Genomic DNA, 22,355 nt, shown 5'->3' on the forward strand with positions numbered 1-22,355 from the left:
CCCGTGCCGCCTACGCGGTCGCCGGGCGCGGCTTCGAGGCGCGGCTGCGGCTCGGCGGCGTCGCGGTGGCTGCGGCCGTTCCGGAGTCGATCCCGCCGTCGACGGCGCCCTCATCGATGGGGGCCGTGCGCTTCGGGAACTCGATCGGCGGACGATCGGAGACCGGACGGTCCTCGCTCGAGAGCCACAGCGGACGCTCGGGCAGCTTTCGCACGTCCTTGAAGATCTCGGCGATCTCGTTGTGATCCAGCGTCTCCTTCTCGAGCAGCTGCGCCGCGAGGCGATCGAGGATGTCGCGGTTGTCATTGAGCACCTGCCAGGCCTCGTCGTGCGCCTTCTCGATGAGGGCGCGCACCTCGGCGTCGACCCGCTCGGCGATGCGCTCGGAGTAGTCGCGCTGGTGGCCCATGTCGCGCCCGAGGAAGACCTCGCCCTGCGACTGGCCGAGCTTGACCGCGCCGACCGTTGCGCTCATGCCGAATTCGGTGACCATCTTGCGGGCCGTCGACGTGGCCTTCTCGATGTCGTTCGATGCGCCGGTCGAGGGGTCGTGGAACACGATCTCCTCGGCGACTCGACCGCCCATGGCGTAGGCCAGCTGGTCGAGCAGCTCGTTGCGACTGACCGAGTAGCGGTCTTCCAGCGGAAGGACCATCGTGTAGCCCAGCGCGCGACCGCGGGGAAGGATGGTGATCTTCGTCACCGGATCGGTGTAGTTCATCGCCGCCGCTGCGAGGGCGTGGCCGCCCTCGTGGTAGGCGGTGATGAGCTTCTCCTTGTCGTTCATCACGCGCGTGCGCCGCTGCGGGCCGGCGATCACGCGGTCGATGGCCTCGTCGAGAGCACGGTTGTCGATCAGCTGGGCGTTCGAGCGCGCCGTGAGCAGTGCGGCCTCGTTGAGCACGTTGGCCAGGTCGGCGCCCGTGAACCCGGGCGTCTTGCGAGCGACGACCTCGAGGTCGACGCCCTTCGCGAGCGGCTTGCCCTTTCCATGCACCTCGAGGATGCGGCGGCGGCCGTTGAGGTCGGGCTGGTCCACACCGATCTGGCGGTCGAAGCGGCCAGGGCGCAGCAGCGCGGGGTCGAGGATGTCGGGACGGTTCGTCGCCGCGATCATGATGACGTTGGTCTTGGGGTCGAAGCCGTCCATCTCGACGAGCAGCTGGTTGAGCGTCTGCTCGCGCTCGTCGTGACCACCGCCGAGGCCGGCACCGCGGTGGCGGCCGACGGCGTCGATCTCGTCGACGAAGATGATGGCCGGCGCGTTCTGCTTGGCCTGGTCGAAGAGGTCGCGCACACGGCTCGCGCCCACGCCGACGAACATCTCGACGAAGTCGGAGCCCGAGATGGAGTAGAACGGCACGCCGGCCTCACCGGCGACGGCCCGAGCCAGAAGCGTCTTACCGGTTCCGGGAGGGCCGTAGAGCAGCACGCCCTTGGGGATGCGAGCCCCGACGGCCTGGAACTTGGCGGGCTCCTTCAGGAAGTCCTTGATCTCCTGCAGCTCCTCGATGGCCTCGTCGGCGCCGGCGACGTCGTCGAAGGTGACCTTGGGGCTCTCCTTCGAGACGAGCTTCGCCTTGGACTTGCCGAACTGCATGACGCGGTTGCCGCCACCCTGCATGCCCGAGAGCATCAGCCAGAAGAAGACGCCGATGAGGGCGAGGGGAAGCAGGAAGCCGAGCGCGGAGAGGAACCAGTTGGGCTGGGGCACCTCGTCGGTGAAGCCGTCCTTGGGCGAGGCGTCGTTGACCGCCGTGATGACCTCTTCGCCGCGCGGGGCGACGTAGTAGAACTGCACCTGGCCGCCGTACTTGGCGTCGGGATTGCTGAGCGTGAGGTCGACGCGCTGCTCGCCGTCGACGATCTTCGCCGCCGACACCTTGCCGTCCTTCAGGAACTCCAGACCCTGCTGGGTGGAGACCTCCTTGAAGCCCGACATGGTAATGAGGCTCGAGCCGATCCACACGGCGATCAGCGCCAGCACGATGTAGATCAGGGGTCCGCGCAGGATCTTCTTCACGTTCATGGTGTCTAGAGGGTATCGCGGCGCCACTGTGCGCAGGCTGCGTGTTCGCTGACGGCGCTACCGGGCGGTTTCCCGGGCCACTGCGACTCTCGGCCGACCCCGTTCAGGAGTAGACGTGCGGGGCGAGGATGCCGACGCCGCGCAGGTTGCGGTAGCGCTCCGCGTAGTCCAGTCCGTAGCCGACGACGAACTGGTTCGGGATGTCGAAGCCGAGGTAGCGCACGTCGACGTCGACCTTCGCGGCATCCGGCTTGCGCAGCAGTGCGCAGATCTCGACGGAGGCGGCCCCGCGGGACTCGAGGTTCTGGCGCAGCCAGCTCAGGGTGAGGCCCGAGTCGATGATGTCCTCGACGATGAGCACGTGGCGCCCGAGGATGTCGGTGTCGAGGTCTTTGAGGATGCGCACGACGCCGCTGGACTGCGTTCCGTTGCCGTAGCTCGAGACGGCCATCCAGTCCATGTTGGCGTGGATGCGCAGCTCGCGCACGAGATCGGCCATGACCATGACGGCGCCCTTGAGCACGCCGACGAGCAGGACGTCCTTGCCGTCGTAGTCGCTCTCGATGCGGCGCGCGAGCTCGGCGAGCTTGGCCCGGATCTCGTCTTCCGTGATGAGCATCTCGGTCAGGTCGCCGTCGATGTCGTGGGTTTCCATGCGCGCTGCTCCCGGTTCCGTGCCTGTCAGAGAGCGCTGAATTCGATGCGCCCGTTCTGCCTCAACACTCTAATGCCTGGCAGATCGAGCGGTTTCTGGCCGTGCCAGTCGGTCACGAGGGCCGCGACCGCGAGCGTCTGGGCACGGGAGAGGCTGACGCCGAACTCGCTGAGCACCACATGGCGGATGATGCGGTGCCGCAGTGCCGCGGGGTTGGCCGCGAGGGCGGCGACCGAGACGGCGATGCCGGCCTCGGCCGGTTCGCAGATCTCCTCGATGATCTCCTCGATCATGCCCTCGAACGCCTGGGCGTCTTCCCGCAGGGTCTCGGCGGTGCGTGCGAGCGCCTCGGCGACGCCCGGACCGAGTTCGCTCTCGAGGATGGGCAGGACATTCCGGCGCACCCGCACGCGAGCGTAGCCGGCATCCTCGTTGTGCGGGTCGTCCCAGAACGACAGGCCGCTGTCGGCGCAGAACTGCCGACTCTGGGCGCGGCGGATGCCGAGGAGCGGGCGGCGGTACAGCCCGGCGACGGCGGCCATTCCCTGCAGGCTGCCGCCTCCCGACCCTCGGGCCAGGCCCAGCAGCACGGTCTCCGCCTGGTCGTCGAGAGTGTGGCCGAGCAGCACGGCAGCCGCATCCGTCTGCCGAGCGGCGCTCTCGAGCCCGGCATATCGGGCGCTGCGCGCTGCGGCCTCGGGACCATCGGCGCCGGCGACGACGTCGACCGCGCGCACGATCACGGGGTCGAGCCCGAGTTGGCGCGCCTGCTCGGCCGCGCGCTGGGCCACCTCGGCCGACGCGCTCTGCAGCCCGTGGTCGATGATCACGGCACCGGCACGGATGCCGGCTCGCGGCGCCTCGAAGGCCGTCGCCGCCGCGAGGGCGAGCGAGTCCGGGCCGCCCGAGAGTGCGACGAGCACCGGCCCCTCGGTCGATCCGAGGTCGGCGAGGCACGCGCGCACGGCGCGACGCACGTCGGCGATGGCGGGCGTCAGTCGGGGCCGACGCTCGTCCGGACCGGGCGGGAAGGGCATCCAGTAACCTTATTCCGCACTTTCACAACGAGGAGATCAGCCATGGGCGCATACGACGTCGTCATCGAAATTCCTAAGGGCAGCCGCAACAAGTTCGAGGTCGACCACGAGACCGGCCGGGTGTACCTGGACCGGGTGCTGTTCACGAACTTCGTCTATCCCGTCGACTACGGGTACTTCGAGAAGACCCTGGCCGACGACGGCGACCCGCTCGACGCGCTCGTGCTGCTCGAGTACCCCCTCCACCCGGGCGTGGGCGTCAAGGTGCGTCCCGTGGGCTACCTCGACATGTCGGATGAGGCCGGCGGCGACGCCAAGGTCGTCTGCGTTCCCGCTACGGACCCCCGCTGGAGCCACATCCAGGACGTCGACGACGTTCCCGAGCACGTGCGCAACGAGATCAAGCACTTCTTCGAGCACTACAAGGACCTCGAGCCCGGCAAGTGGGTCAAGGTGGAGAACTGGGGCACGGCCGCGCAGGCCGAGGAGATCATCCAGCGCTCGATCGACGCGTACCCGGGTCACTGACCCCCAGATGCGACGTGGCCGCATCCGGCTCCCGCGGTTCGCGGGCGGATGCGGCCACTTCTCTGCCTGTGGGCGCTTCGTCGGGCGCGGCTCAGCGGCGGATCAACCCGGCCGACCTACGTAGCCGGCGACGTCGCCCGCGCCCCAGATGTAGTACTCGCGCACGTTCTTGCCGTAGTCGGGCGCCTCGAGGATGCGGTTGTTCCCCAGGTAGATCGCCACGTGGTAGTAGTCTCCGCCGCTTCCCCAGAAGATGAGGTCGCCGCGCTGGCGCTGCGAGTAGGGCACGAGGCGGCCGCGAGAGCGCATGGTGTTGTACTGGTCGGTCGCAGAATGCGTGCCGATGTAGACGCCGGCGTACGCGTACGAGGACTTCGTGAGCCCGGAGCAGTCCCACGTGTTTCGGCTGTCGCCGGGCGAGCTGTACGGCTTGCCCAGCTGGGCCGAGGCGAACGAGATGGCCGTCTCGACGACGTTCCCGTTGGAGGCCGGTGGCGGGGGCGGGGGCGGCGCTGACGCCGATCCGCCGCTCGAGGCGCCCGAGCCACCCGAACCACCACCGCCGTGGTTCTGGTTGGCAGCGGCTGCGGCAGCGGCGTCGGCCGCCGCCTTCGCGGCAGCCGCCTCGGCCGCGGCCTTAGCAGCGGCAGCCGCAGCAGCGGCCCGTGCTGCCTCCTCGGCGGCGATACCCTGGGCGCGCTCGCGCTCGAGGTCGGCGGTGGTGTCCTTCAGGCTCGCGAGCTGAGCGAACAGCTCATCGCTCTTGGCCTGCTGGTTCGCGACGGCCGTCTGCGCGGCGTTCGCTGCCGCATCCGCCGCCTCGGAGGCCTGCTTCGCCGCTGCGGCGAGCTTCTCGCGCTCCTTGGCCGCGGCATCCGCCTGCTCCGCGAGCGACGACGCGGTGTTGCGGTCCTGCAGCGCATCGCGATAGATCTGCTGGGACTGCTCGCTGAGCTTGGAGACCGCGCCGAGGCGGTGCAGCAGGTCGCTCGCCTCGTCGCCGTTCAGGAACAGGTCGACCGAGAACTCCTTGCCGCCCTGCCGCGCCAGGTGGGCAGCGAGCAGCCCGGCGCGCATCTTCGAGGTCTTCGCCTTCTCGGCCGCGGCATCCGCCTGCGTACGGATGCTGGCCTCGCGCTCGGTGGCGGCGGTCAGGGCGTCCTGCGCCTGCCGTACCTTCTCGGCCGCAATCATCGACTGGCGCGATGCCTCGTCGGCAACAGCCTGCAGGTTGGTGATGAGCGCGGTGACGTTGTCGATCTCGGTCTTCTTCGAGGCCTCGTTCTTCTTCGCGTTCTGGATGTCATCCCACGACGGGTAGCCGGGGTCGGCCAACGCCGGCGCCACGATGCCGATGGAGGCGGTCACCGCTCCCGCCGCGGCGACGGCCGACAGCAGCACGACGGGCTTGGGCCGGCGACGACGCTCAGCCAAGAGGGGCTCCGACGTTCGCCATGAACGTGAACGGGTTGATGCGCGTGCCGTTCTGGAACACCTCGAAGTGCAGGTGGCATCCGGTGGCCGCACCCGTCATGCCCACGGAGGCGATGTTCTGGCCGACGTCGACGTGCTGCCCAACGCGCACGAAGATGCCGCCGTCGCGAATGTGCGCGTAGCCGGTGCGGATGCCGCCGCCGTGATCCACCTGCACCCAGTTGCCATAGGTGCCGTTGCGGCCGGCGTAGACGACCGTGCCTCCGTTGGCGGCGTAGATGGGAGCACCGCACCCGGCGCCGATGTCGGCGCCGTAATGGAAGTTGCCGCTGCACGCCCCGCCGCTGCAGATGACCGGGCGCGGACCGTAGCCGTCGGTGATGCGGCCCCCGGCGGGCACCGCCCAACCCTGGTCGCTGATCCAGCCGCCCGAGAGCCCGGCGCCGGGTCCCCCGCCGGATGCCGCAGCCGCTGCTGCGGCGCGGGCCGCCGCCTCGGCAGCCAGACGGGCACGTTCCTCGACGCCCTTCTGGTAGTCGACGGCGACCTGCGCCTGGGTGTCCTGCATGAACTTGAGCTGCTGGTCGAGCACGATGCTCTGGGCCTGCGATTCGGCGAGCGCCTGCTCGGCCGCCTTCTGCGCGGCGACCGCCGCATCCAGAGCCTGCTCCGCGGCGATGCGCAGCTTCTCGCGCTCGTCCTGGGCGATCTTGGCCTGCTTGCCGAGCAGGGATGCGGTGTTCGCCGCGGCATTGGCGGCAGCGTAGACGTCGCTGTTGCGCTGCACGAGCTTGCTCATGCTGCCGAGCTTGGAGAGCAGCTTGTCGGTGCCCTTGGCGCCGGACTTGGCGTCGAAGACGAGGTTCGCCGAGAGGTCGGTGCCGCCAGTGCGATAGAGCTGGGCGGCGAGCTGGCCCGCCTGCTTGGCCGCGGCATCCGCCTTGGCCTTGCTCTCATCGGCCTGGGCCTGGATGGCGTCGGCGCGGCGCACGGCGTCGTCGTAGCGGTCCTGCGCCTCCTGCAGTTCATTCGCGCGCTTGACCGACTCCGCCTGGGTCGCGACCACGTTGTCTTGCAGCTGGGCGATGAGCGCGCGGATGTTGGCCACGGCATCCGCTGCGGCCGCGGTGTTGGCCTTGGCCTTCTGCAGGTCGTCCCAGCTGGGATAGTCGGTGGCCGCGGCCGGGCTCGCGACGAACGCGCTGAGGACGAGGGCGAACGCGGCGGCGAGCGCTCCGAGGCGCAGCCGTCGACGGCTCCGCCGGGCGGTGCGGAAGCGGTGCTCGAGGCCGGCTTCGCTGCGTTTCATGTGGTTCCCCATCTCGATCATCGGGGCGATGATCACTCTGGTCACTCCTTTAACAGTAACAACAGCGGCACGGTGCCGTTGAGCACCGAGCGGGCCTCCGCCGTGGCGAGGTTATCCCCGCGGCGGCGGACGCTTCGGAACATCCGGCGCAAGTCGCGGAATCGGCGCGGATGGGGGGCGCGCCCGGGCGCCGGGGCCGTTTTGCCAATCCCGGGCGATCATGCGTATGCTTATGCGTCGGTGGTCATCGCCTGGTGGCCGATCCGGCCCCATCGTTTAGTGGCCTAGGACGCCGCCCTTTCACGGCGGTAGCACGGGTTCGAATCCCGTTGGGGTCACCGGAAAATTGAATACAGAATTGACCAGTACAATGGTTGAGTATGGCCCTGTAGCGCAGTTGGTTAGCGTGCCGCCCTGTCACGGCGGAGGTCGCGGGTTCAAGTCCCGTCAGGGTCGCTGAGGCGACAAGCCCTTTCGAAAGAAGGGGCTTTCCCTTTAAATGAGGCGTCACTGCGATGCTTCGGCTCTGTAGCTCAGTTGGTAGAGCGTTCGACTGAAAATCGAAAGGTCACCGGATCGATGCCGGTCGGAGCCACCATTGAAACCCCCCGGTAACCGGGGGTTTTCTTGTGTCAGCGGGCGATTTCGCCGGGCCGCTCGCGGGGCCGTGCCATTAATGTGCCATTAAGGTCGGCGGGGGCCCGCCGTCTGGTTCGTTTCGGTGGTTCGGCGCCCGCACTCTTGAGCGCGTCGTTCAGGGCTGCACCGGCACGGAGTGCGAAGCCTTCGCGGGCTCGCGAGTAGCGCTCGGTGACCTGCAGACTCGAGTGCCCGAGGGTCGCCTGCACGTCAGGAGCGCTGGCGCCGGCGTCGAAGAGGATGGTCGCGAAGGTGTGCCGGAGGTCGTGGATGCGCAGGTCGGGTCGGCCGATCGCCTCGCGAAGGGTCTCCCAGTCGGCGCCGCGGCGCGCGTTGTGGTTGGTGAGCCGGCCGCCGTCGGGTCCGGCGAAGAGCAGGTCGCTCGATTGCTTGCCTCGGGCGGCGGCTTCGGCGTACGGACGGAGCGCGTCGATCAGCGGGACGTCGCGGGACTTGTGGCTCTTCGGCGACTGCTCGATCAGCTCGCCGCGCTGGCCTGGGCTCAGCGATCGGCTGACGCGGATGATGCCGCGCTCGAAGTCGACGTCGCCGACGCGCAGCGCGGTCGCCTCCCCGGCCCGCATGCCGGTGTAGACGAGCGCCGCGAGGTAGCCGCGGTAGGCGCCCTCGGGAACGAGGTCGAGCAGCGTCTGGATCTGATCGAGCGTGAGCGCGCGGGAGACCGGCGAGATGGATTCGCGCATGCTCGGACGCTTGACCTCGCGTGCCGGGTTGTAGTCAATGAAGCGCGACCGGCGCGCGCCGTCGAGCAGGCGTGAGAGCACCGCGAGCGCATCGTTCTTGGCGGATGCTCCGCCGGACCACGCGACCATCGCCGACTCGATCATCGGCGAGGTGATGTCTTCAAGCCGGTGTCGGCCCAGGCTCGGCTTCACCCGCAGCCTCCAGGCCACGCCGTAGCTGCGTCCGGTGGCCGGACGAACGGATGATGCGATGGCCGGCCAGTACTTCTCATGCCACTGCTCGAGCGTCATCGACCCATTCGGATTGCGACCGGCGACCGCCTTCGCCAGCTCGCGCTTGGCCTCGGCGAGCGTCAGGAACGTGCGGGATCGCTCGGCCGCTCCCCCGTCGACGCTCGGACCGACAACACGGATCTGGTACCGCTGCCGGTCGGCGCGCCACCGGATGCCCTCAGGGAGCGGGCGGCCCGTGCGCGGATCGACGCGGGTCGGGGTATCGCGGGTCGGCCGCCCGGCCATCAGTGCTCCGTGCCGCCCCGGGCGAGCAGCTCGTCGATCGTGTCGGCGCTCCAGAGCAGGTGCTTGCCCATGCGCGCGTCGGGCTCCGGGATCAGTCCGTCGTGACGCAGCTTGTCGAAGCTCGAGACCGGGATGCGACATCGCTCCGCCGCCTCGACTCGGCTCAGGTACTCGACCCTCCATGCAGTGTCGACCATGACGCTCCCCTTCGGCTGTTGCACCGCCGTGTTGGCATCTCGTACATGCGAGCGCAAGCGCGGCTATTTGCAAGTACCTGAGAATATCATCGGTGCGCATATTGTGGCAAGTACCTGAGTTCGCTGGTTAGACTCGACGCATGCCCGCTTCGACGCCTCGCCCTGGTGACCAGTCCCACGACGGCCTGCTCGTCGCCGACGACCTGCCCGAGGGCTGGTACCTGCCCAGCCGGTTCCCCGGCGAGCGCGACGACGACGCGAGCGAGCAGATCGATGCGGTGCTCGGATACGACGACCAGGGCGCGCCGGCGGACTCCGACCAGAACGAGACCACCGGCGGTCGCTGGCGCTACCTCGAGCACGAGGCAACGCACACCCGCGTGATGATCCGCCTGCAGCGGCAGCTCTTCGCTGTACCGGAAGAGGTGCGCATCACGGGCGTGATCTACCTGCCGTGGCGCCCTGGCGACCCGATCACGAGCCAGCTCCTCCGCGAGCTGCCCACCGCCCGCATCGAGGCGGCGATCAACAAGCGGCTGTTCGCAATGAAGCGCACCGAGACGATCACGGGCGGCAAGATCGTGCTGCCCTCGGGGCGGAAGGTCAGCGAGCGCGATCTGCTCAAGCCGCTGGGCGACCCGAAGAAGGTGCCAGACTTCTACGAGCTGGTCGCGCTGCAGCACGGCCGACTGACGCAACAGGGCGATCCGAACCCGAGCGCGACGATGGCGCAGATCAATGGCGTCGCCTTGTCTACCGCGCAGGGCTGGGTCACGAAAGCGCGCGAGCGCGGGCTCCTGCCGCCCGGTCGCCGCGGGCGGGCGGGATAGCTCCACGACGCAATCGGAGGCCAGCACATTCTGCGGCAGCTCAGAAAGGAGGCAACCCGGATCGGGCGCCTGGAGATGCACCCGATCGACCGCAAAGGCGTGGCCAACCGTTTCAGTAGCGCTCCTCCAGGGCCACCTTCGCCGGGCGAGGTAAACAAAACGACCCCTCGCACAACCGAGGTGGGTGCGGTCGAAGTCGGCCGACCGGCGGCTATGGACCGGCTTTCGGACGGTCGCCGACGGGTGTGCGGCGATGACGCGGGGACTGACGATCCCGCGATGCGGGTGGCGAAGCGATCGCGTCGATGGGGCCTATGTCCGCGAAAACCGCTTATCCTCACGGCCGCATGGATGCCGCCGATGGGGATACTCGTCCGGGGCGGAGCCGTGGACCGTGCGCCCAGGCAGCCCACTTGCCACACTTGCGGCCCTCAGCGGGAGCGCCACGACTCGGATCAAGCAGGTCTGCGCTTCACTCCGCCTGAAGACGAATACGGCCGGACGGAACCATCACCCTGCTCTCGTAACTGAGCCGCTGCACAGCCTCCACTCCGTTTCGATAAACCGGCATTCCGTCCTCAAGACCGCGAAAAGTGAGGATGGCGTAGACCAACTGCTCCCGCCCGATCTCATTAGACACTCTCTCCGTGAGCGACAACCGAAGCGCCCAGTCGCCGCCGGCTTTTCCGCGTGGATACCGATGCCGGTAAGTCTTAATCGGCGCCCACTTACCTTCGGCGATCTGACTTGCTTCCCAAAGCTCTGAGTTCGGTCGTTCGCCCGGGGTGATCGACTTGAACTCGAGAGTTCCCTTCGGCGACATCATCATCGAACCGAAGCCGCCATCGACCTCGTAGCGCACTGCCTCGGCTCCGAACGCGGGGTCGATCGGCGGTGAATACGCAATCGTAAGGAAGACCTCGCCGCGGAACTTGTTGCCGTCAGTGATTAGGCAATCCGGCACGGGGAAGGGAGCCTTCAGCCAAGTGCTACCGGGAGTGAGCACCACTTCGTGAACCGTTGTGAACGACCCAGCCCCGTTTCCGAGCACCTCAGCCGACTCAGGCGGTACGCCCCACCCGTAGTAATCCCTGTACTCGGCCTCCGTTGACGTATCCGCCAGCGCCGCCGAATGCACGAGCAGGCCCTTGACTAGCTCTGGCGTGACCTGCTGCACCGCGCCGCTCTGTTCGAGGATCTGCCAGGTATTCGCAGCGATGGAACTCACCTGTGGCGCCGCGAAGGATGTTCCCACCGATTCAGCCAGCTCACCAGAAGGCACAAGGGACCGAACCCCGAACCCGTCAAGCTCGCCTGTAGCCGAAACATCACCAGCCCAGTGACAGAGCTCCGGCTTGATGTGGGCCGCGAAGTTGGGGCCGCGCTGCGTGTAGGAAGCGGGGGCGCCCGCGCTGACCCGGCCGCCTCTATGGGCCCGCGCCCCGACGGTGAGCGCCCGAACTGCTTCCGCCGGGCTGCTGATGCGATCTTCAAGCGCGCTCCCCGCCGCCGGTGGCCAACCCCGCTCAGGACCATCCGTATAGTTCCCTGCCGCAATCACGAACAGCACGCCCTGCTCCGCAGAGATCGCATCGAGCTCCTGAGCAAACGTTCCGTACTCCGGAGTTCCGACGCGACGACTCCCGAAGGAGCAATTCCAGACCTTCACGTGCCCCATGCGCGGGTCAGTGACGACCTCCACCACGCGCTCATGGAGGAAGGCCTCAGATATTCCACCGCCAGGCATCACTTGTGCATCAACGATCGCCGCTGTGTCGTCGGGAAATGAGCCATCGCCGTCATTGAGTCCGCGCGAATCAACCACGAGGCCCGCGGCGAATGTACCGTGTCCGGGGTCCCGCTCAGCACCGACGACGTAAGTAACGCGATCGGCTACCCAAGGGTCCAGGTGCCCAGCGCTCACCCCGGTGTCGAGAACCCCAACCACTGGCACATCTGTGCTTCTCTCGCGCATCTCGGTCGACGCAAAGGGGCGCACAGGTGAGTAAAACTCGGGCTGGCTGTCGAGCCCGGTGGTGAACTCATCAGCGATGCCGATTTTCCTGACACCCGGGATAGAGATCAGCGCCTGGACGGTCGTCAGCTCCGTAGGCATCGCGTAGATAACCGGACGACTCGTAGCGACCATCGCGGAATAGAGCTCGACATTGGCGTCGCGTACATACGACTGCGCGAGCTCCTTGACTGCCGGAACTATCGCCTGCAGTTGTCCCTCATGATCGGTCTCGATCATCGTCTCGGGCGAGAGGTGCATTTCCATCCACGGAAACAGCGTGATCTTCAAGTGTCGACCTGACGTTCGCGCCTGTTCAACGAGAGCTGCCGCAGCTTCCAAATCCTCGACGCCAAAGATGTCCGAGAGATCCCACGATTCAATCGCAGCCAGGGTAGATATCGCATAGCGATCTGCCTTTGAGGTCGCGCCCTCGACGGTCGACGCGAGGCTCCTCAGGTTGCTCCCGGTCGCGCCTACCACCAACTCGCCGATTCGGTCTACGGCTTCGACCGGGAGCGCGTGCGCGTTCAGCAGTGCATACGGACGGTTCGACTTTGCGAGGGCTCGTTCGTGCAACCTAATCTTGACCGGAAGTGGACGCTCGGGTGTCGCATTATGTGCGTCCGCGACAGCCGCCAGACCATCAAGTCGCGAAGCGACCTCCTGGCGAAAGGCAGTGCCAATGTCAACGAGCGGTTCCGGCGAACTACCGCCACCCTGCTTAGGTCGTAGTTCCTGCCTCGTGTAGGGCAGCAGAAGGATCGGATTCAGCTCGGTCATTCTTGGCTCCCGTGAGGATCATCCCGACACGACGAGTGCTGGTTTCGAAGGTCGATGCCAACGCCCTCATCGTGAACACGTCGGGGGCCCATCGGCGCAGAAACTGGATCTCGTTCGCTTCTTCGTTGAACAGGTCGAACTCTTCATATCGCACGAACCTCGCCAGTCGACGGAAGGCACGCACCAGGTCGACTGAGTCGTAGCCGTTCAGAATTGCGTCCCGTGCCACGTCAAACGCCGCGGATTCGATCGCCGCGGGCGAGAGGCCCTCGGATCCGGCCGCGAGACGAGCCGCTTGCTTCTCGGAGAGCTCAAGATCTCCGATGCGACTGAGCCACAGCAGCTTGCGTTCCTCCAGGCCGGGGAGCTCAGTCTGAATTTTGTGCGGGAACCGTCGCCACACCGCCGCGTCCAGCAACTGCGGATGGTTTGTCGCAGCGACCAGAACAGTGGAGGCGCTGAGCGCATCCATGTTCTGCAGCAGCGCGATCACAACACGTTGAAGCTCACCGATCTCGTGCGAGTCCGCGCGGTTCTTCGCGAGAGCATCGAACTCGTCCAAGAAGAGCACACAAGGTGCCTGACTCGCGTAATCAAAAACTTGACGGATGTTCTTGCTTGTCTGGCCAAGTAGCGAGGAAACGAGTGTGTCGCTTCGAGTAGTCACCAGTGGGAGATGCAATCTTTCCGCCACCACACGCGCGATCGTCGTCTTTCCAGTACCGGGAGGGCCATGAATGAGAAGCCGGTTCGACACCGCCACCCCTCTAGCCTGCAGCCTGTCAAAGGCGTGAACGGATGCGAGGAAGTCCTGCACCAACTGTTGGGTGTACGGCGGCAAAACTAGTTCCGCCGTCTGATCGCCCGGGGAAGTGATATCCACCGTCGCAAGCCGACTCTCGTCATCCATCGGAAGGCGTGCGGCGGAGTTCGCCACCGCCTGGGCGGGCGCCTTACTGAGCACAGAGCGAACCAGGGAGGCCTGACGTCCAGCCCCAGACCGATCAAGCTTCTCGGCTAGGAGTAGGGCGTAGTCAACCGCCTGACGAGGGTTATGACGCAGCGCCCCTTCGAGTATTTTCACTACCTCAGATAGATGTTCGATGTCCCGCCTCCTTCGACTCTTGTTTCGGATTCGACAACTCCCGTGCGCACAGAACGCGGCTACGTGCTCAGAAGGAGCTTAGACGTATGCTCCGACATCCCGCGCAACGCCCGGTCCACATCAGGGAGGACGCGCCCGGACGCGATCCTCGTGCGCACCTGCTGCCGCCGAAGTTATGCGTTCGCAAGCCTGAGGGGTGCCGGGTCGCACGTCGCCGCTGAGCTCAGCCGCGACAGGACCGATCGACGACAGCCGTGGCGTCCGCGTGCCCCTCCGGTGCGCATCGGCCGCGGCATGGAAGACGCTGGGCGCTTTCCGCCCATCCGCCTGCTTAAACCGCCGCCGCCGCCACGTCAGACTGATTTCGCGCCTGCATGCAGCGAGCCGAGCTACTGGCTGCCTTAGGGCTTACGCCGACGCGATGCCCGCGCCACGGTTGGTGTCATCATCTGCAAATCGGGGAGCCTTCCGACCTCGTCTGAAGTGAGCGCGAGCGCCTCTCGCCCGACCTGTTGGTCAAGGATCGACCGCTGCCTCTCACCGGCCACCACGAACGCCTGCGCCAGTTGCAGCAGATGCCGCGCACCAATCTCGTTCATGGGGTTCGCCCACGCGTGGATCGTGCCGATCCGCTCGACGTCGTTGTTGACAAGGTCGATGATCGCCAGCACAGGCGTCTGCTCGTAGATATTGACCGAGTGCGCTAGAAACTTGTCACGCAGATCTAGGAAATGCTGGTGTACCTCCCGGGGCCGCCCGGGGACCGCATCGAGCGCCGTCGTGTCCAGTCGCTGGCGAACGCCGACGTTGAAGCATCGTGCGTACAGGATGATCGCACTCATCCAGAGCGCATCCTGCACTGCGCGCGCCGCGTTATTCTCCATCGCGGACAGGTACTCCTCGCATAGCTCGATGACTCTCTTCATATCGAAGAGCGCACCGGTCACGTCGCGAAACTCGGTTGTGGTGGGCGTCGTCAGATTCGCGAACCGCTTGCCGGGGGGCGGTGTGATGCGCACCTCGAAATCAGACCCGTCTGCGGTCGCGAAGTCGACGGTCACCTCTTCGTATTCGCTTTCCTGCATCGCACTAGTGTGGCGCACAGGCTCCCGCAGCGTTTCGACTGCCCGCAAGCGAACCTCTAATCAATCCAAGACGCGATCTGAGCGATACAACCATTCTCCGTCAAGGCACCTATTCGAGCGGCTCGACGACACATTTCCGAATGAATGCACGTATGCTACCGTAGATAGTTGCAAGAACCTGATCTAGCTCGGAGGAAGGCGATGCGAGGTGGAGTGATCCTGTACCGGGGTTCCGGGGCCGACGCGCGCCGATACCTCGAGTCCGATCGCTCCCGCGCCGATGACTACTACCTCGAGGGCGGCACGGCACTGGCCGAGTTCTCCGGCGTCGACGGGCACGGCGACCTGGTCGGCGAGGGCGCGCTCACTCCCGACCAGTACGCGCAGTGGGTCGACTGGATCAACCCGCTGACCGGCGAGTCGATGGGCACGCCTCGCCAGGCTGGCGACGCGCGCCACGGGTCGCCGCGGTTCGCCGAGATGGTCGTCAACGCGCCGAAGTCGCTGTCGATTGCCGCGGCCCTGCATCCCGAGGTATCCGATGCTCTCGATGCGGCGCAGCGCGACGCGGTCGCCGAAATCCGTGTCTGGCTCGGTCAACACTCGGTCACGCGTGTCGGCCCGCGCGGCGCCCAGCGGGTGGTGCCGGTCGAGCAACTCGAGACGGTCGCGGTCTCGCACAAGACCTCACGGGCAGGCGACCCGCACCGGCACATTCACTTCCAGATCGGCACACGAGTGTGGGCGGATGCCGCGTGGCGAGGTATCGACACCGCGGCGCTGTTCCGGCAGCAAGGTGCGATCCGCGCGCTCGGCACGGCCGTGATCGCGGCACACCCGCACCTCGCGGCCGCGCTCGACGCGCATGGCCTCACGCTCGATCCAGTGACAGCCGAGGTCACCGAACTGCAGCCATTCAACGCGGCGATGAGCAAGCGCGCCGAGCAGGTCGCACGCAACCTGGCGCGGTTCGAGCAGGAATGGCGCTCGGCGCACCCCGACCAGGAACCCGGATCAGCCGCGATGTCGCGACTGAGCGCGATGGCGTGGGATCACGAGCGGCCGCACAAGAAGCCGCCCCGGCTCGGCAGCGAGGAAGCGTGGCGACGCGAGCTCCAGGCATCCGGGTATCGCCCTGATCTTGAGCGCGTGCGAGCGCAACGGGCCGTCGCGCTCGATGAGCTGAGCATGCAGGAAGTCGCGTCCCGCGCGCTCGATCGGTGCGCGGCCGCCGCGTCGACGTGGACGGTGCACGACATCCAGGAGCACGTGTCGCACATCGTTACCGAGGCCGGCGTGCGTGCCGACCCGACGCCGCTGCGCGAGTTCGTTACGCTCGCCACAGAGCTATCCGAGGAGAACTGCCTATCGGTGTTGCCGCCCGATGGGCCGCATCCCGAGCACGTCGCGCACCTGACGAGCGTGCACGTCATCGCCGTCGAGACGCGGCTGCGCGATCTGCTCACCGCGCGTGCAGAGCGGCCGCAGCAACGCACACCGGACCTGTCGCGCATTGCACAGCGACTCCGCCTCGACCCGGCACAGGCGCGCGCGGCCGCGGCCGTGGCATCCGCTCAATCGCTCGTCGTCGTGGAGGGCGCAGCCGGCGCAGGCAAGACGAGTATGCTCGCCGGTGCGATCAAGGCGGCGGCGATGCAGGGTCGCAAGACGCGGGTGGTCACGCCGACGAAGAAGGCGGCCGACGTTGCGCAGCAGGAGCTCGGGGTTGCGGCCGACAGCGTCGCCAAGCTCGTGCACGAACACGGGTGGCGGTGGAATCGCGACGGCGTGTGGACCCGGCTCGCCATCGGCGACCACGACCCCGATTCGGGTGCCGCGTACGCCGGCCCTGCGGCATCCGCTCGGCTCACCCGTGGCGAGCGAATCGTCGTCGACGAGGTAGGCATGCTCGACCAGGACTCCGCGCTCGCGCTGCTGACCGTTGCTGATGAGGCTGCTGCCGCGGTCGCGCTGGTCGGCCACCGTGCGCAGCTCGCCGCGGTCGGCCGCGGCGGCGTGCTCGACATGGCCGCGCAGCTGCTCCCCCGCGTGCATCGCATGACGACCGTGCACCGATTCGTCGACCCCGAGTACGCCGCGCTCACCGTGCAGATGCGGCGCGGGGATCATCCGGAGGCGGTCTTCGATCGATTGTGTGCGCTCGGGCTCGTTGCGATTCATGAGAGCCCGGATGCCCAGCTTGAGGCGCTTGCGCATGAGTGGCGCGAGGGCTGCGCGATGACCGTTGCGACGAACGACGAGCCGCGCGAGCTGAATGCGCGGATTCGCGAGGAACGAGGACGCGCCGGCGATGTTGATGACAGCCACACGGTAATCGGGAGCGATGGGCTGAGCATCGGGCGCGGCGATTTGATCCAGACGCGGCGGAACGACTCCGGCCTGCGGGTGGCGAATCGGCAGGTGTGGGTCGTTCGGAGCGTGGGTGACCAGGGCGCGGTGTGGGCGACGGAGCGCGCCCCCACTGGCCATCGGCCACGATCTGTGAAGCTGCCAGCCGAGTACGTCGCGGAGTCCACGCATCTCGCGTACGCCGCGACCGCCCACGGGGTGCAGGGGATGACGGTTGACGAGTCGCATACGGTGCTCGGCGATGCGATGGGTGGGGCGGGCGTTTACGTGGGAATGACGCGCGGGCGGGACTCCAACCGCATGCACCTTGTGGCCGCGAATGTGGATGATGCGCGCGAACAACTCGTGCTCGCGACGGAGCGCGACCGAGCTGATCGCGGTCTCGCGAACGCGACCGCCGCTGCGCGGGAGTCCTTGCGCGGCCTCGCTGAAGGCGGCCCAGACAAACGACGTCGTGCAGTTCGTTCGTCGGACGGGATCCACTTCAGTCCACACTCCACGATCCTAAGTACGCCCGAAGTTGACCTCAGCCGATGAGGCGTGCGTTCACGCTGATTGTCCAATCGCCGAAAGGCAGAGATCATCATTCATCTTGATGACGAGGGCCACGGTAAGACGCAGAGCGATGAGATACGTGTCGGCGTGGGCCTGATCTTCGTCAGCGAAGCGCTGGGTGCCGTGCAGGTACGCATTCCGCAAGTTCGGACCGTTGCTAAATCCCGCTCGGTTGAGGAAATAGTTGAAATATTCCGCTTCAGCGTCGGTCAGCAGTGAGGAGCGGCGCGTCAGCCAGCCCCTGCCAACCATGCTTTCTGCTTGCATGCGCCCTGCCTCCGAGAGGTGGAAGTACTGCACCGCTTCGGTATTGAACAACGCCGCGAGGATGAGTAACTGCTCGTTGCTCACGAATCGCAGACGGTGTCCGACAGCCTCGAGGACACCGAGGTCGATCAAGTGGTCAATGCTTCCCTTCTGATGGTCGTGGAAGTCCGAATAGGCGACATCGTTCCTTAGGATCAGCCCGGCCGCGTTCTCGTCCCGAAGCCCCGCATGAATGTAGTTCAGCCTGGACTGGTCAGAGAAGAGAAGGTGAAGTACAGCGGCGATCTCCTCGCTGGCTGTCGCGTAGAGATACTTACCGTCGAGGAGACTCGGGATCGCCTTGTACCGAACTGGATCCGCAGCCATTGTTAGCAAATCTCGATCAAGCTCACCGTTCTCGACGAATAGACCGAACTGGTTCGCGATGCTTTCCATTTCAGCGAAAAGGTGTCGAACTCTGTGCAGGTAGGGCGTACCGACATCAGATGGAACGAACGAGAAGTTGGACATCCCGAACTCCTCGACCAGATACGACTCGAAGAACCAGGAGATAACTCCCTCTAGCTCAACGTCCTGCGATTCCAAATACCGCAGATACATGAGCGTCTGAAGCTTGGATCTTGCGTCCAGATTTCGAAATGCGGTGCTGACCTTGTACTCAGCATTCCCGGTGACGCCCATCATCCGCTCGATCACGCCAAACTGGGCGGAGTATGCCGGGAAAGTCAGGAGCATCTGCCGATCCACAAACTCGAAAAGGTGCACAAAGTTGTTGAGGATGCTCGGGTTGTCAGCTGTCTCATCGAGCCAGCGCTTGCTGTACGTATATCGCCAGACTGTTCCATCCGAGGAGTCCACCTCGAAGGCAACAGGTTCGTCTTGGTCGTCGGAGATGCCCACCTCACAACCGGTCTTGAACCCGTCGTTGTGTTCAAACAGCTCCGCGTTCAGTGATTCAGCACGCCGCATCGCCTGTAGCTTTAGCTTGGCGTCGATTCCGGCACCACTATGGTCCCTTGACATCGAGATCAGCCGGACATAGTTCAGGTTCGCCTCATCGCTGTCGATGTAACGCGCGAACAGATTGCGGGCATCGGCCGGGGTGAAGCTCGGCGGGAGGTAGATTGCACCTCCCCTCTCCTTCTCGAGGTACTTGCTAGCGAGATACTCGGCACCTCGAGCTGAGGCGAGAAGCTCCCCTCGCAGTTCTGAATCGTAGGCCTTCACGAGGATCTCGCTCGCGAGCATTTGGCGGAGATGCACACCTGCGGCCTTGAGGGCTGGAAGCACCACGGAGCTGTCACAGCGCTCAAATGCCCGACTGCGACCGAGAAGGTGGATCAGATCTTCGTGATAGTTGTGGTCGACCTCCGTCACGATTGTGGCGAAGTTTGAGTTGTCAACAGAGGCAAAGAATCGTGCAACTACACTGCGCAGCTGCGGGATCTTCGTGCTGAGCTGATCGAGTTCTTCGTTCGTACAGGAAGTCGGAACCAACCCATGCTCAAGGTACTGCTGCACGTTGTGAAGCTCGAGGACATCCACGATGCTCGTCGGAGCGTGACTGGGATCGAAGGCATTGACCAACTCGACGACGCGTGGAGCGTGCCATCCAGCCGCTAGGTCATTCGGGCCATAGAACCGCACCCGTCGCAGCGCGTCTTCCTCGGAATCCATTCGGTTGTGCTCCTTCTCCAAGCTGGGTCGAACCAATTCTGACGCGCCGACCCCAACCTGGAGATTGAGCGCGAGTAGTTCCTCGAGCGGCAGCTGCGCGAAGATTTGATCGGACACTGGACTCCAGTGAGGACGATCTCGACGGCGACTAGAACTCGTCAGGCGACTCTCAGTGCGATTCCCCGCATCGTTGACCCGGTACTGCTCTCACACTGCCAGGGCCTGCGGTCTACGCGATGGCTCTACACTCGGCTCATGATTCAGTCCGGTCGAGCGTCATTCATCGTCTCGTCCTCGGAGACGGATCCAGCCGCGATTTCGAATCTGCTCGGACTCAGTCCGACCAGCGTCACGAACGCACGCCGCGTCACCAGGCACCACATCTGGAGCATCGACACCGGCGAGATCGTCAATACGAGCGAGGACCAAACGGGTACGCATGCCGTTCGGACGCTCCTCAAGTTGATCCAACCGGCGCTCAGCAAGGCTTCGAACCTCCCGCCGGACTGCGAAGCCCGAATCCAATGGTCGGCGTACTCGGACTCCGTCCAAGGCGGATTTGTGATGCCTGCCGATCTTGCGGCGGCAATCGGCGAGCTCGGTGTCGATGTGTACAGCACGGTCTATCTCGACGATCCGGACGACTCTAACGGGAGCGGACCGCCTCGTTAATCCGGCGCCCACCATCACTCGCCAGCCGAATTCTGTGCCATTAATGTGCCATTAAATGCGCGAAAACCATCTGAAACTAACTGCGACCGTTTCGAAGAATCCCTGATCAGCGCGATATCGCAACCACAAGAATTGAGCGAAAACCGCTCAGGCTCACTGAAAATCGAAAGGTCACCGGATCGATGCCGGTCGGAGCCACAATCAAAACCCCCGGTTCAGCCGGGGGTTTTCTTGTTTCCGGCGCCGGGGCTTCCATCAGCGTATCCCCGTCGACGTCGGCTCGAGCGTGGTGATCGCGAGACGGCCAGCGCTTCCCGAGAGGTGCCGCTCTCCCTATGCTGACCAGATGACGCTGAGGTTCGCTCAGCAGACGGGCAGGAGATCTTCGATGGGCCGTTTCTTCACACCCGAGCAAGCCGCTCAGTCGTTCCTGCCGGGCAATCCGGCCCTCCCACACGCAGCAGGGCTGCCCGCTCAGGTGGGCAGCGAGGAGTTCGTGTCGGCTCTCGCCAGGGTGAGCTTCTACTGGGGTTACCCGGCGGTGGATACGTTCGGCCGGACCAACATGTGGCAGATCATGGACGGCAAGCGCGGATCGATGCTCGGCATCCTGCCAGCCGGCCAGAAGAACCACACCGGCGGACTCGGCGACTACATGAGCTCGGCGCAGCGCTGGGTGGTCACCCCGAACAACGACACCTTCTACGGTGCCGGGTTCGCCGATCTGACCTCGGAGGCCGTCGTGATTCAGACGCCGACCGAGGTTCCGGACGGTCATTACTGGACCGTGCAGATCGTCGATGTCCTGACGAACGTCATCCATCAACTCGGGTCGGGGCCCAAGACGCCGGGAGGCAAATTCCTGCTGGTCGGCCCGACCTGGGATGGGGAGCTGCCCGAGGACTTCATCGAGGTCTTGCGATCCCCGACCAACCTGGCCGCCGTCTTCCCGCGCAGCTTCGCCGCGAACTCCGAAGACTCCAAACAGCGAGCCCGCAGTGTGCTCAACCAGATCGGCATGTACCCGCTGGCCGAGAACACCGAGGAACGGGTGGACTTCGCGTACGACGAATGGGCGAAGCATGCGGTGTTCCCCGAGGGTGTGACGTCGGAGATGATCGCCGCAAACCCGGATGCGAGCCGACCAGACTGGGTGAAACCCGGCAGCTTCTGGACAGACCTCGGCGCGATGCTCGACTTCAACCCGCAACTCCCTGTCGCTGACCAGGCCATCGGCGATCAGGCACGCGCGCTGGTTGCGTTGTACACCGCGAACGAGCACTACAAGCAGATCCTTGACCGGGTGGCTGCCGCCGCCTATGTCTCGCTTCATGACACCGCCACCTACTCGCAGGTCGGTCTCGACGCGGGGAACGGTTGGCGCCGCCAACCGAACGGCGGCATCTGGGACAGCGACTGGTATGGCCGCGCTCTCGCCGCGCGAATCTACATCTTCGTGAACGACTTCCACGAGGCGCTCTACCTGACCCGCGGCACCGACGCCCACGGGCAGCCCCTGACGGGAAAGAACAGCTACACGATCACCTTCGATGAGAACGCGCTCCCGCCGGTCGACAGGAGCCGTGGCGGATTCTGGTCGGTCACCATGTACGACGGCGACATCTTCATGCTCGCGAACTCGCCGAACGGACGGGTGAACCTCGGATCGGCGAGCCTGGACGCCGGCGATCTGCAGTTCGTGGACGGCAAGCTGACACTGCACCTCTCAGCTGACGAGCCGAGCGACCCTGCAGCGAACGTGAACTGGTTGCCTGCACCTGATGGCCCCTTCTGCCTCGCGGTCCGCGCCTACGTGCCGGGGCAGGAGATCGTCGACGGGAGTTACGTCTTCCCCGACGTCGTCAGGGTCGGCTGACGACGTCCGTGGTCACGGATGCGCGGACATCCGGCCCTCGCGTCTGCCGTAGACGCGGCTCGCGTCCCGC

16 protein-coding genes and 3 tRNA genes are annotated in these 22,355 nt (G+C 65.7%); 8 read left to right on the forward strand and 11 right to left on the reverse strand.

The genetic code is table 11. From position 1 onward, the window contains the following. Positions 1–10 precede the first annotated feature (10 nt). From ftsH to tilS, 3 genes are all read right to left on the reverse strand, one after another. Entirely contained in the window at positions 11–2,029 is a 2,019-nt protein-coding gene (gene ftsH, locus WDJ51_RS04165) for an ATP-dependent zinc metalloprotease FtsH (protein WP_337851171.1), read from the reverse strand. Between the two features lie 103 nt (positions 2,030–2,132). Continuing rightward, the gene (gene hpt / locus WDJ51_RS04170; RefSeq protein ID WP_337851172.1) at positions 2,133–2,684 is read right to left on the reverse strand and encodes a hypoxanthine phosphoribosyltransferase; all 552 of its coding nucleotides are present in this window, start codon (positions 2,682–2,684) and stop codon (positions 2,133–2,135) included. Positions 2,685–2,710: 26 nt separating this feature from the next. After that, complete coding sequence (gene tilS, locus WDJ51_RS04175) at positions 2,711–3,721, reverse strand: tRNA lysidine(34) synthetase TilS (RefSeq protein ID WP_337851173.1); 1,011 nt, start codon at positions 3,719–3,721, stop codon at positions 2,711–2,713. A 42-nt stretch (positions 3,722–3,763) separates the two neighbouring features. Here tilS and WDJ51_RS04180 point away from each other — a divergent pair, with 42 nt between their 5' ends. After that, the gene (locus WDJ51_RS04180) at positions 3,764–4,249 is read left to right on the forward strand and encodes an inorganic diphosphatase (RefSeq protein WP_337851174.1); all 486 of its coding nucleotides are present in this window, start codon (positions 3,764–3,766) and stop codon (positions 4,247–4,249) included. Positions 4,250–4,351: 102 nt separating this feature from the next. On the opposite strand, the gene WDJ51_RS04185 is transcribed toward WDJ51_RS04180, so the two are convergent. Together WDJ51_RS04185 and WDJ51_RS04190 are read right to left on the reverse strand one after the other, a co-directional pair. Next, complete coding sequence (locus WDJ51_RS04185; RefSeq protein WP_337851175.1) at positions 4,352–5,683, reverse strand: C40 family peptidase; 1,332 nt, start codon at positions 5,681–5,683, stop codon at positions 4,352–4,354. Next, positions 5,676–7,037, reverse strand: coding sequence for a M23 family metallopeptidase (locus WDJ51_RS04190; RefSeq protein WP_337851176.1), 1,362 nt, complete (start codon positions 7,035–7,037; stop codon positions 5,676–5,678). Before WDJ51_RS04190 ends, WDJ51_RS04185 begins: the two co-directional genes overlap by 8 nt. Positions 7,038–7,257: 220 nt before the next feature. Here WDJ51_RS04190 and WDJ51_RS04195 point away from each other — a divergent pair. The 3 genes from WDJ51_RS04195 (at position 7,258) to WDJ51_RS04205 (ending at position 7,590) form a co-directional block, all read left to right on the forward strand. Beyond that, positions 7,258–7,330 (forward strand) — tRNA-Glu (locus WDJ51_RS04195). A 44-nt stretch (positions 7,331–7,374) separates the two neighbouring features. Then, positions 7,375–7,448, forward strand: a tRNA-Asp gene (locus WDJ51_RS04200). A 66-nt stretch (positions 7,449–7,514) separates the two neighbouring features. Then, positions 7,515–7,590, forward strand: a tRNA-Phe gene (locus tag WDJ51_RS04205). Positions 7,591–7,624: 34 nt separating this feature from the next. Here the strand turns inward: WDJ51_RS04205 and WDJ51_RS04210 are convergent. Then, on the reverse strand, positions 7,625–8,854 hold the full coding sequence (locus WDJ51_RS04210; RefSeq protein ID WP_337851177.1) for a tyrosine-type recombinase/integrase: 1,230 nt from the start codon (positions 8,852–8,854) through the stop codon (positions 7,625–7,627). Further along, entirely contained in the window at positions 8,854–9,051 is a 198-nt protein-coding gene (locus WDJ51_RS04215; RefSeq protein WP_136710117.1) for a helix-turn-helix domain-containing protein, read from the reverse strand. Before WDJ51_RS04215 ends, WDJ51_RS04210 begins: the two co-directional genes overlap by 1 nt. Before the next feature lie 140 nt (positions 9,052–9,191). Here WDJ51_RS04215 and WDJ51_RS04220 point away from each other — a divergent pair, with 140 nt between their 5' ends. Beyond that, on the forward strand, positions 9,192–9,881 hold the full coding sequence (locus tag WDJ51_RS04220; protein ID WP_337851178.1) for a hypothetical protein: 690 nt from the start codon (positions 9,192–9,194) through the stop codon (positions 9,879–9,881). Positions 9,882–10,353: 472 nt separating this feature from the next. Here the strand turns inward: WDJ51_RS04220 and WDJ51_RS04225 are convergent, their stop codons facing one another. The 3 genes from WDJ51_RS04225 to WDJ51_RS04235 all read right to left on the reverse strand — a co-directional run bounded on the left by WDJ51_RS04225 (position 10,354) and on the right by WDJ51_RS04235 (position 14,868). After that, the gene (locus WDJ51_RS04225; RefSeq protein WP_337851179.1) at positions 10,354–12,678 is read right to left on the reverse strand and encodes a S8 family peptidase; all 2,325 of its coding nucleotides are present in this window, start codon (positions 12,676–12,678) and stop codon (positions 10,354–10,356) included. After that, a complete protein-coding gene (locus WDJ51_RS04230; RefSeq protein WP_337851180.1) occupies positions 12,620–13,642 on the reverse strand; it encodes an AAA family ATPase in 1,023 nt (340 codons plus the stop codon). Before WDJ51_RS04230 ends, WDJ51_RS04225 begins: the two co-directional genes overlap by 59 nt. 542 nt (positions 13,643–14,184) lie before the next feature. After that, the gene (locus tag WDJ51_RS04235) at positions 14,185–14,868 is read right to left on the reverse strand and encodes a hypothetical protein (protein WP_337851181.1); all 684 of its coding nucleotides are present in this window, start codon (positions 14,866–14,868) and stop codon (positions 14,185–14,187) included. Between the two features lie 201 nt (positions 14,869–15,069). Here WDJ51_RS04235 and mobF point away from each other — a divergent pair, with 201 nt between their 5' ends. Then, on the forward strand, positions 15,070–17,775 hold the full coding sequence (gene mobF, locus WDJ51_RS04240; RefSeq protein WP_337851182.1) for a MobF family relaxase: 2,706 nt from the start codon (positions 15,070–15,072) through the stop codon (positions 17,773–17,775). Positions 17,776–17,784: 9 nt separating this feature from the next. Here the strand turns inward: mobF and WDJ51_RS04245 are convergent, their stop codons facing one another. Beyond that, positions 17,785–19,854, reverse strand: a complete 2,070-nt coding sequence (locus tag WDJ51_RS04245) for a hypothetical protein (protein WP_337851183.1) — start codon at positions 19,852–19,854, stop codon at positions 17,785–17,787. A 138-nt stretch (positions 19,855–19,992) separates the two neighbouring features. On the opposite strand from WDJ51_RS04245, the gene WDJ51_RS04250 reads away from it, so the two are divergent. Both WDJ51_RS04250 and WDJ51_RS04255 read left to right on the forward strand, forming a co-directional pair. Beyond that, entirely contained in the window at positions 19,993–20,409 is a 417-nt protein-coding gene (locus WDJ51_RS04250) for a DUF4279 domain-containing protein (protein WP_337851184.1), read from the forward strand. Positions 20,410–20,797: 388 nt separating this feature from the next. Then, positions 20,798–22,285, forward strand: a complete 1,488-nt coding sequence (locus WDJ51_RS04255; protein ID WP_337851185.1) for a DUF1254 domain-containing protein — start codon at positions 20,798–20,800, stop codon at positions 22,283–22,285. The last annotated feature ends 70 nt before the right edge of the window (positions 22,286–22,355 follow it).

Source organism: Rathayibacter sp. YIM 133350 (assembly GCF_037404875.1).
In the GTDB taxonomy this organism is placed as follows: Bacteria; Actinomycetota; Actinomycetes; order Actinomycetales; family Microbacteriaceae; genus Orlajensenia.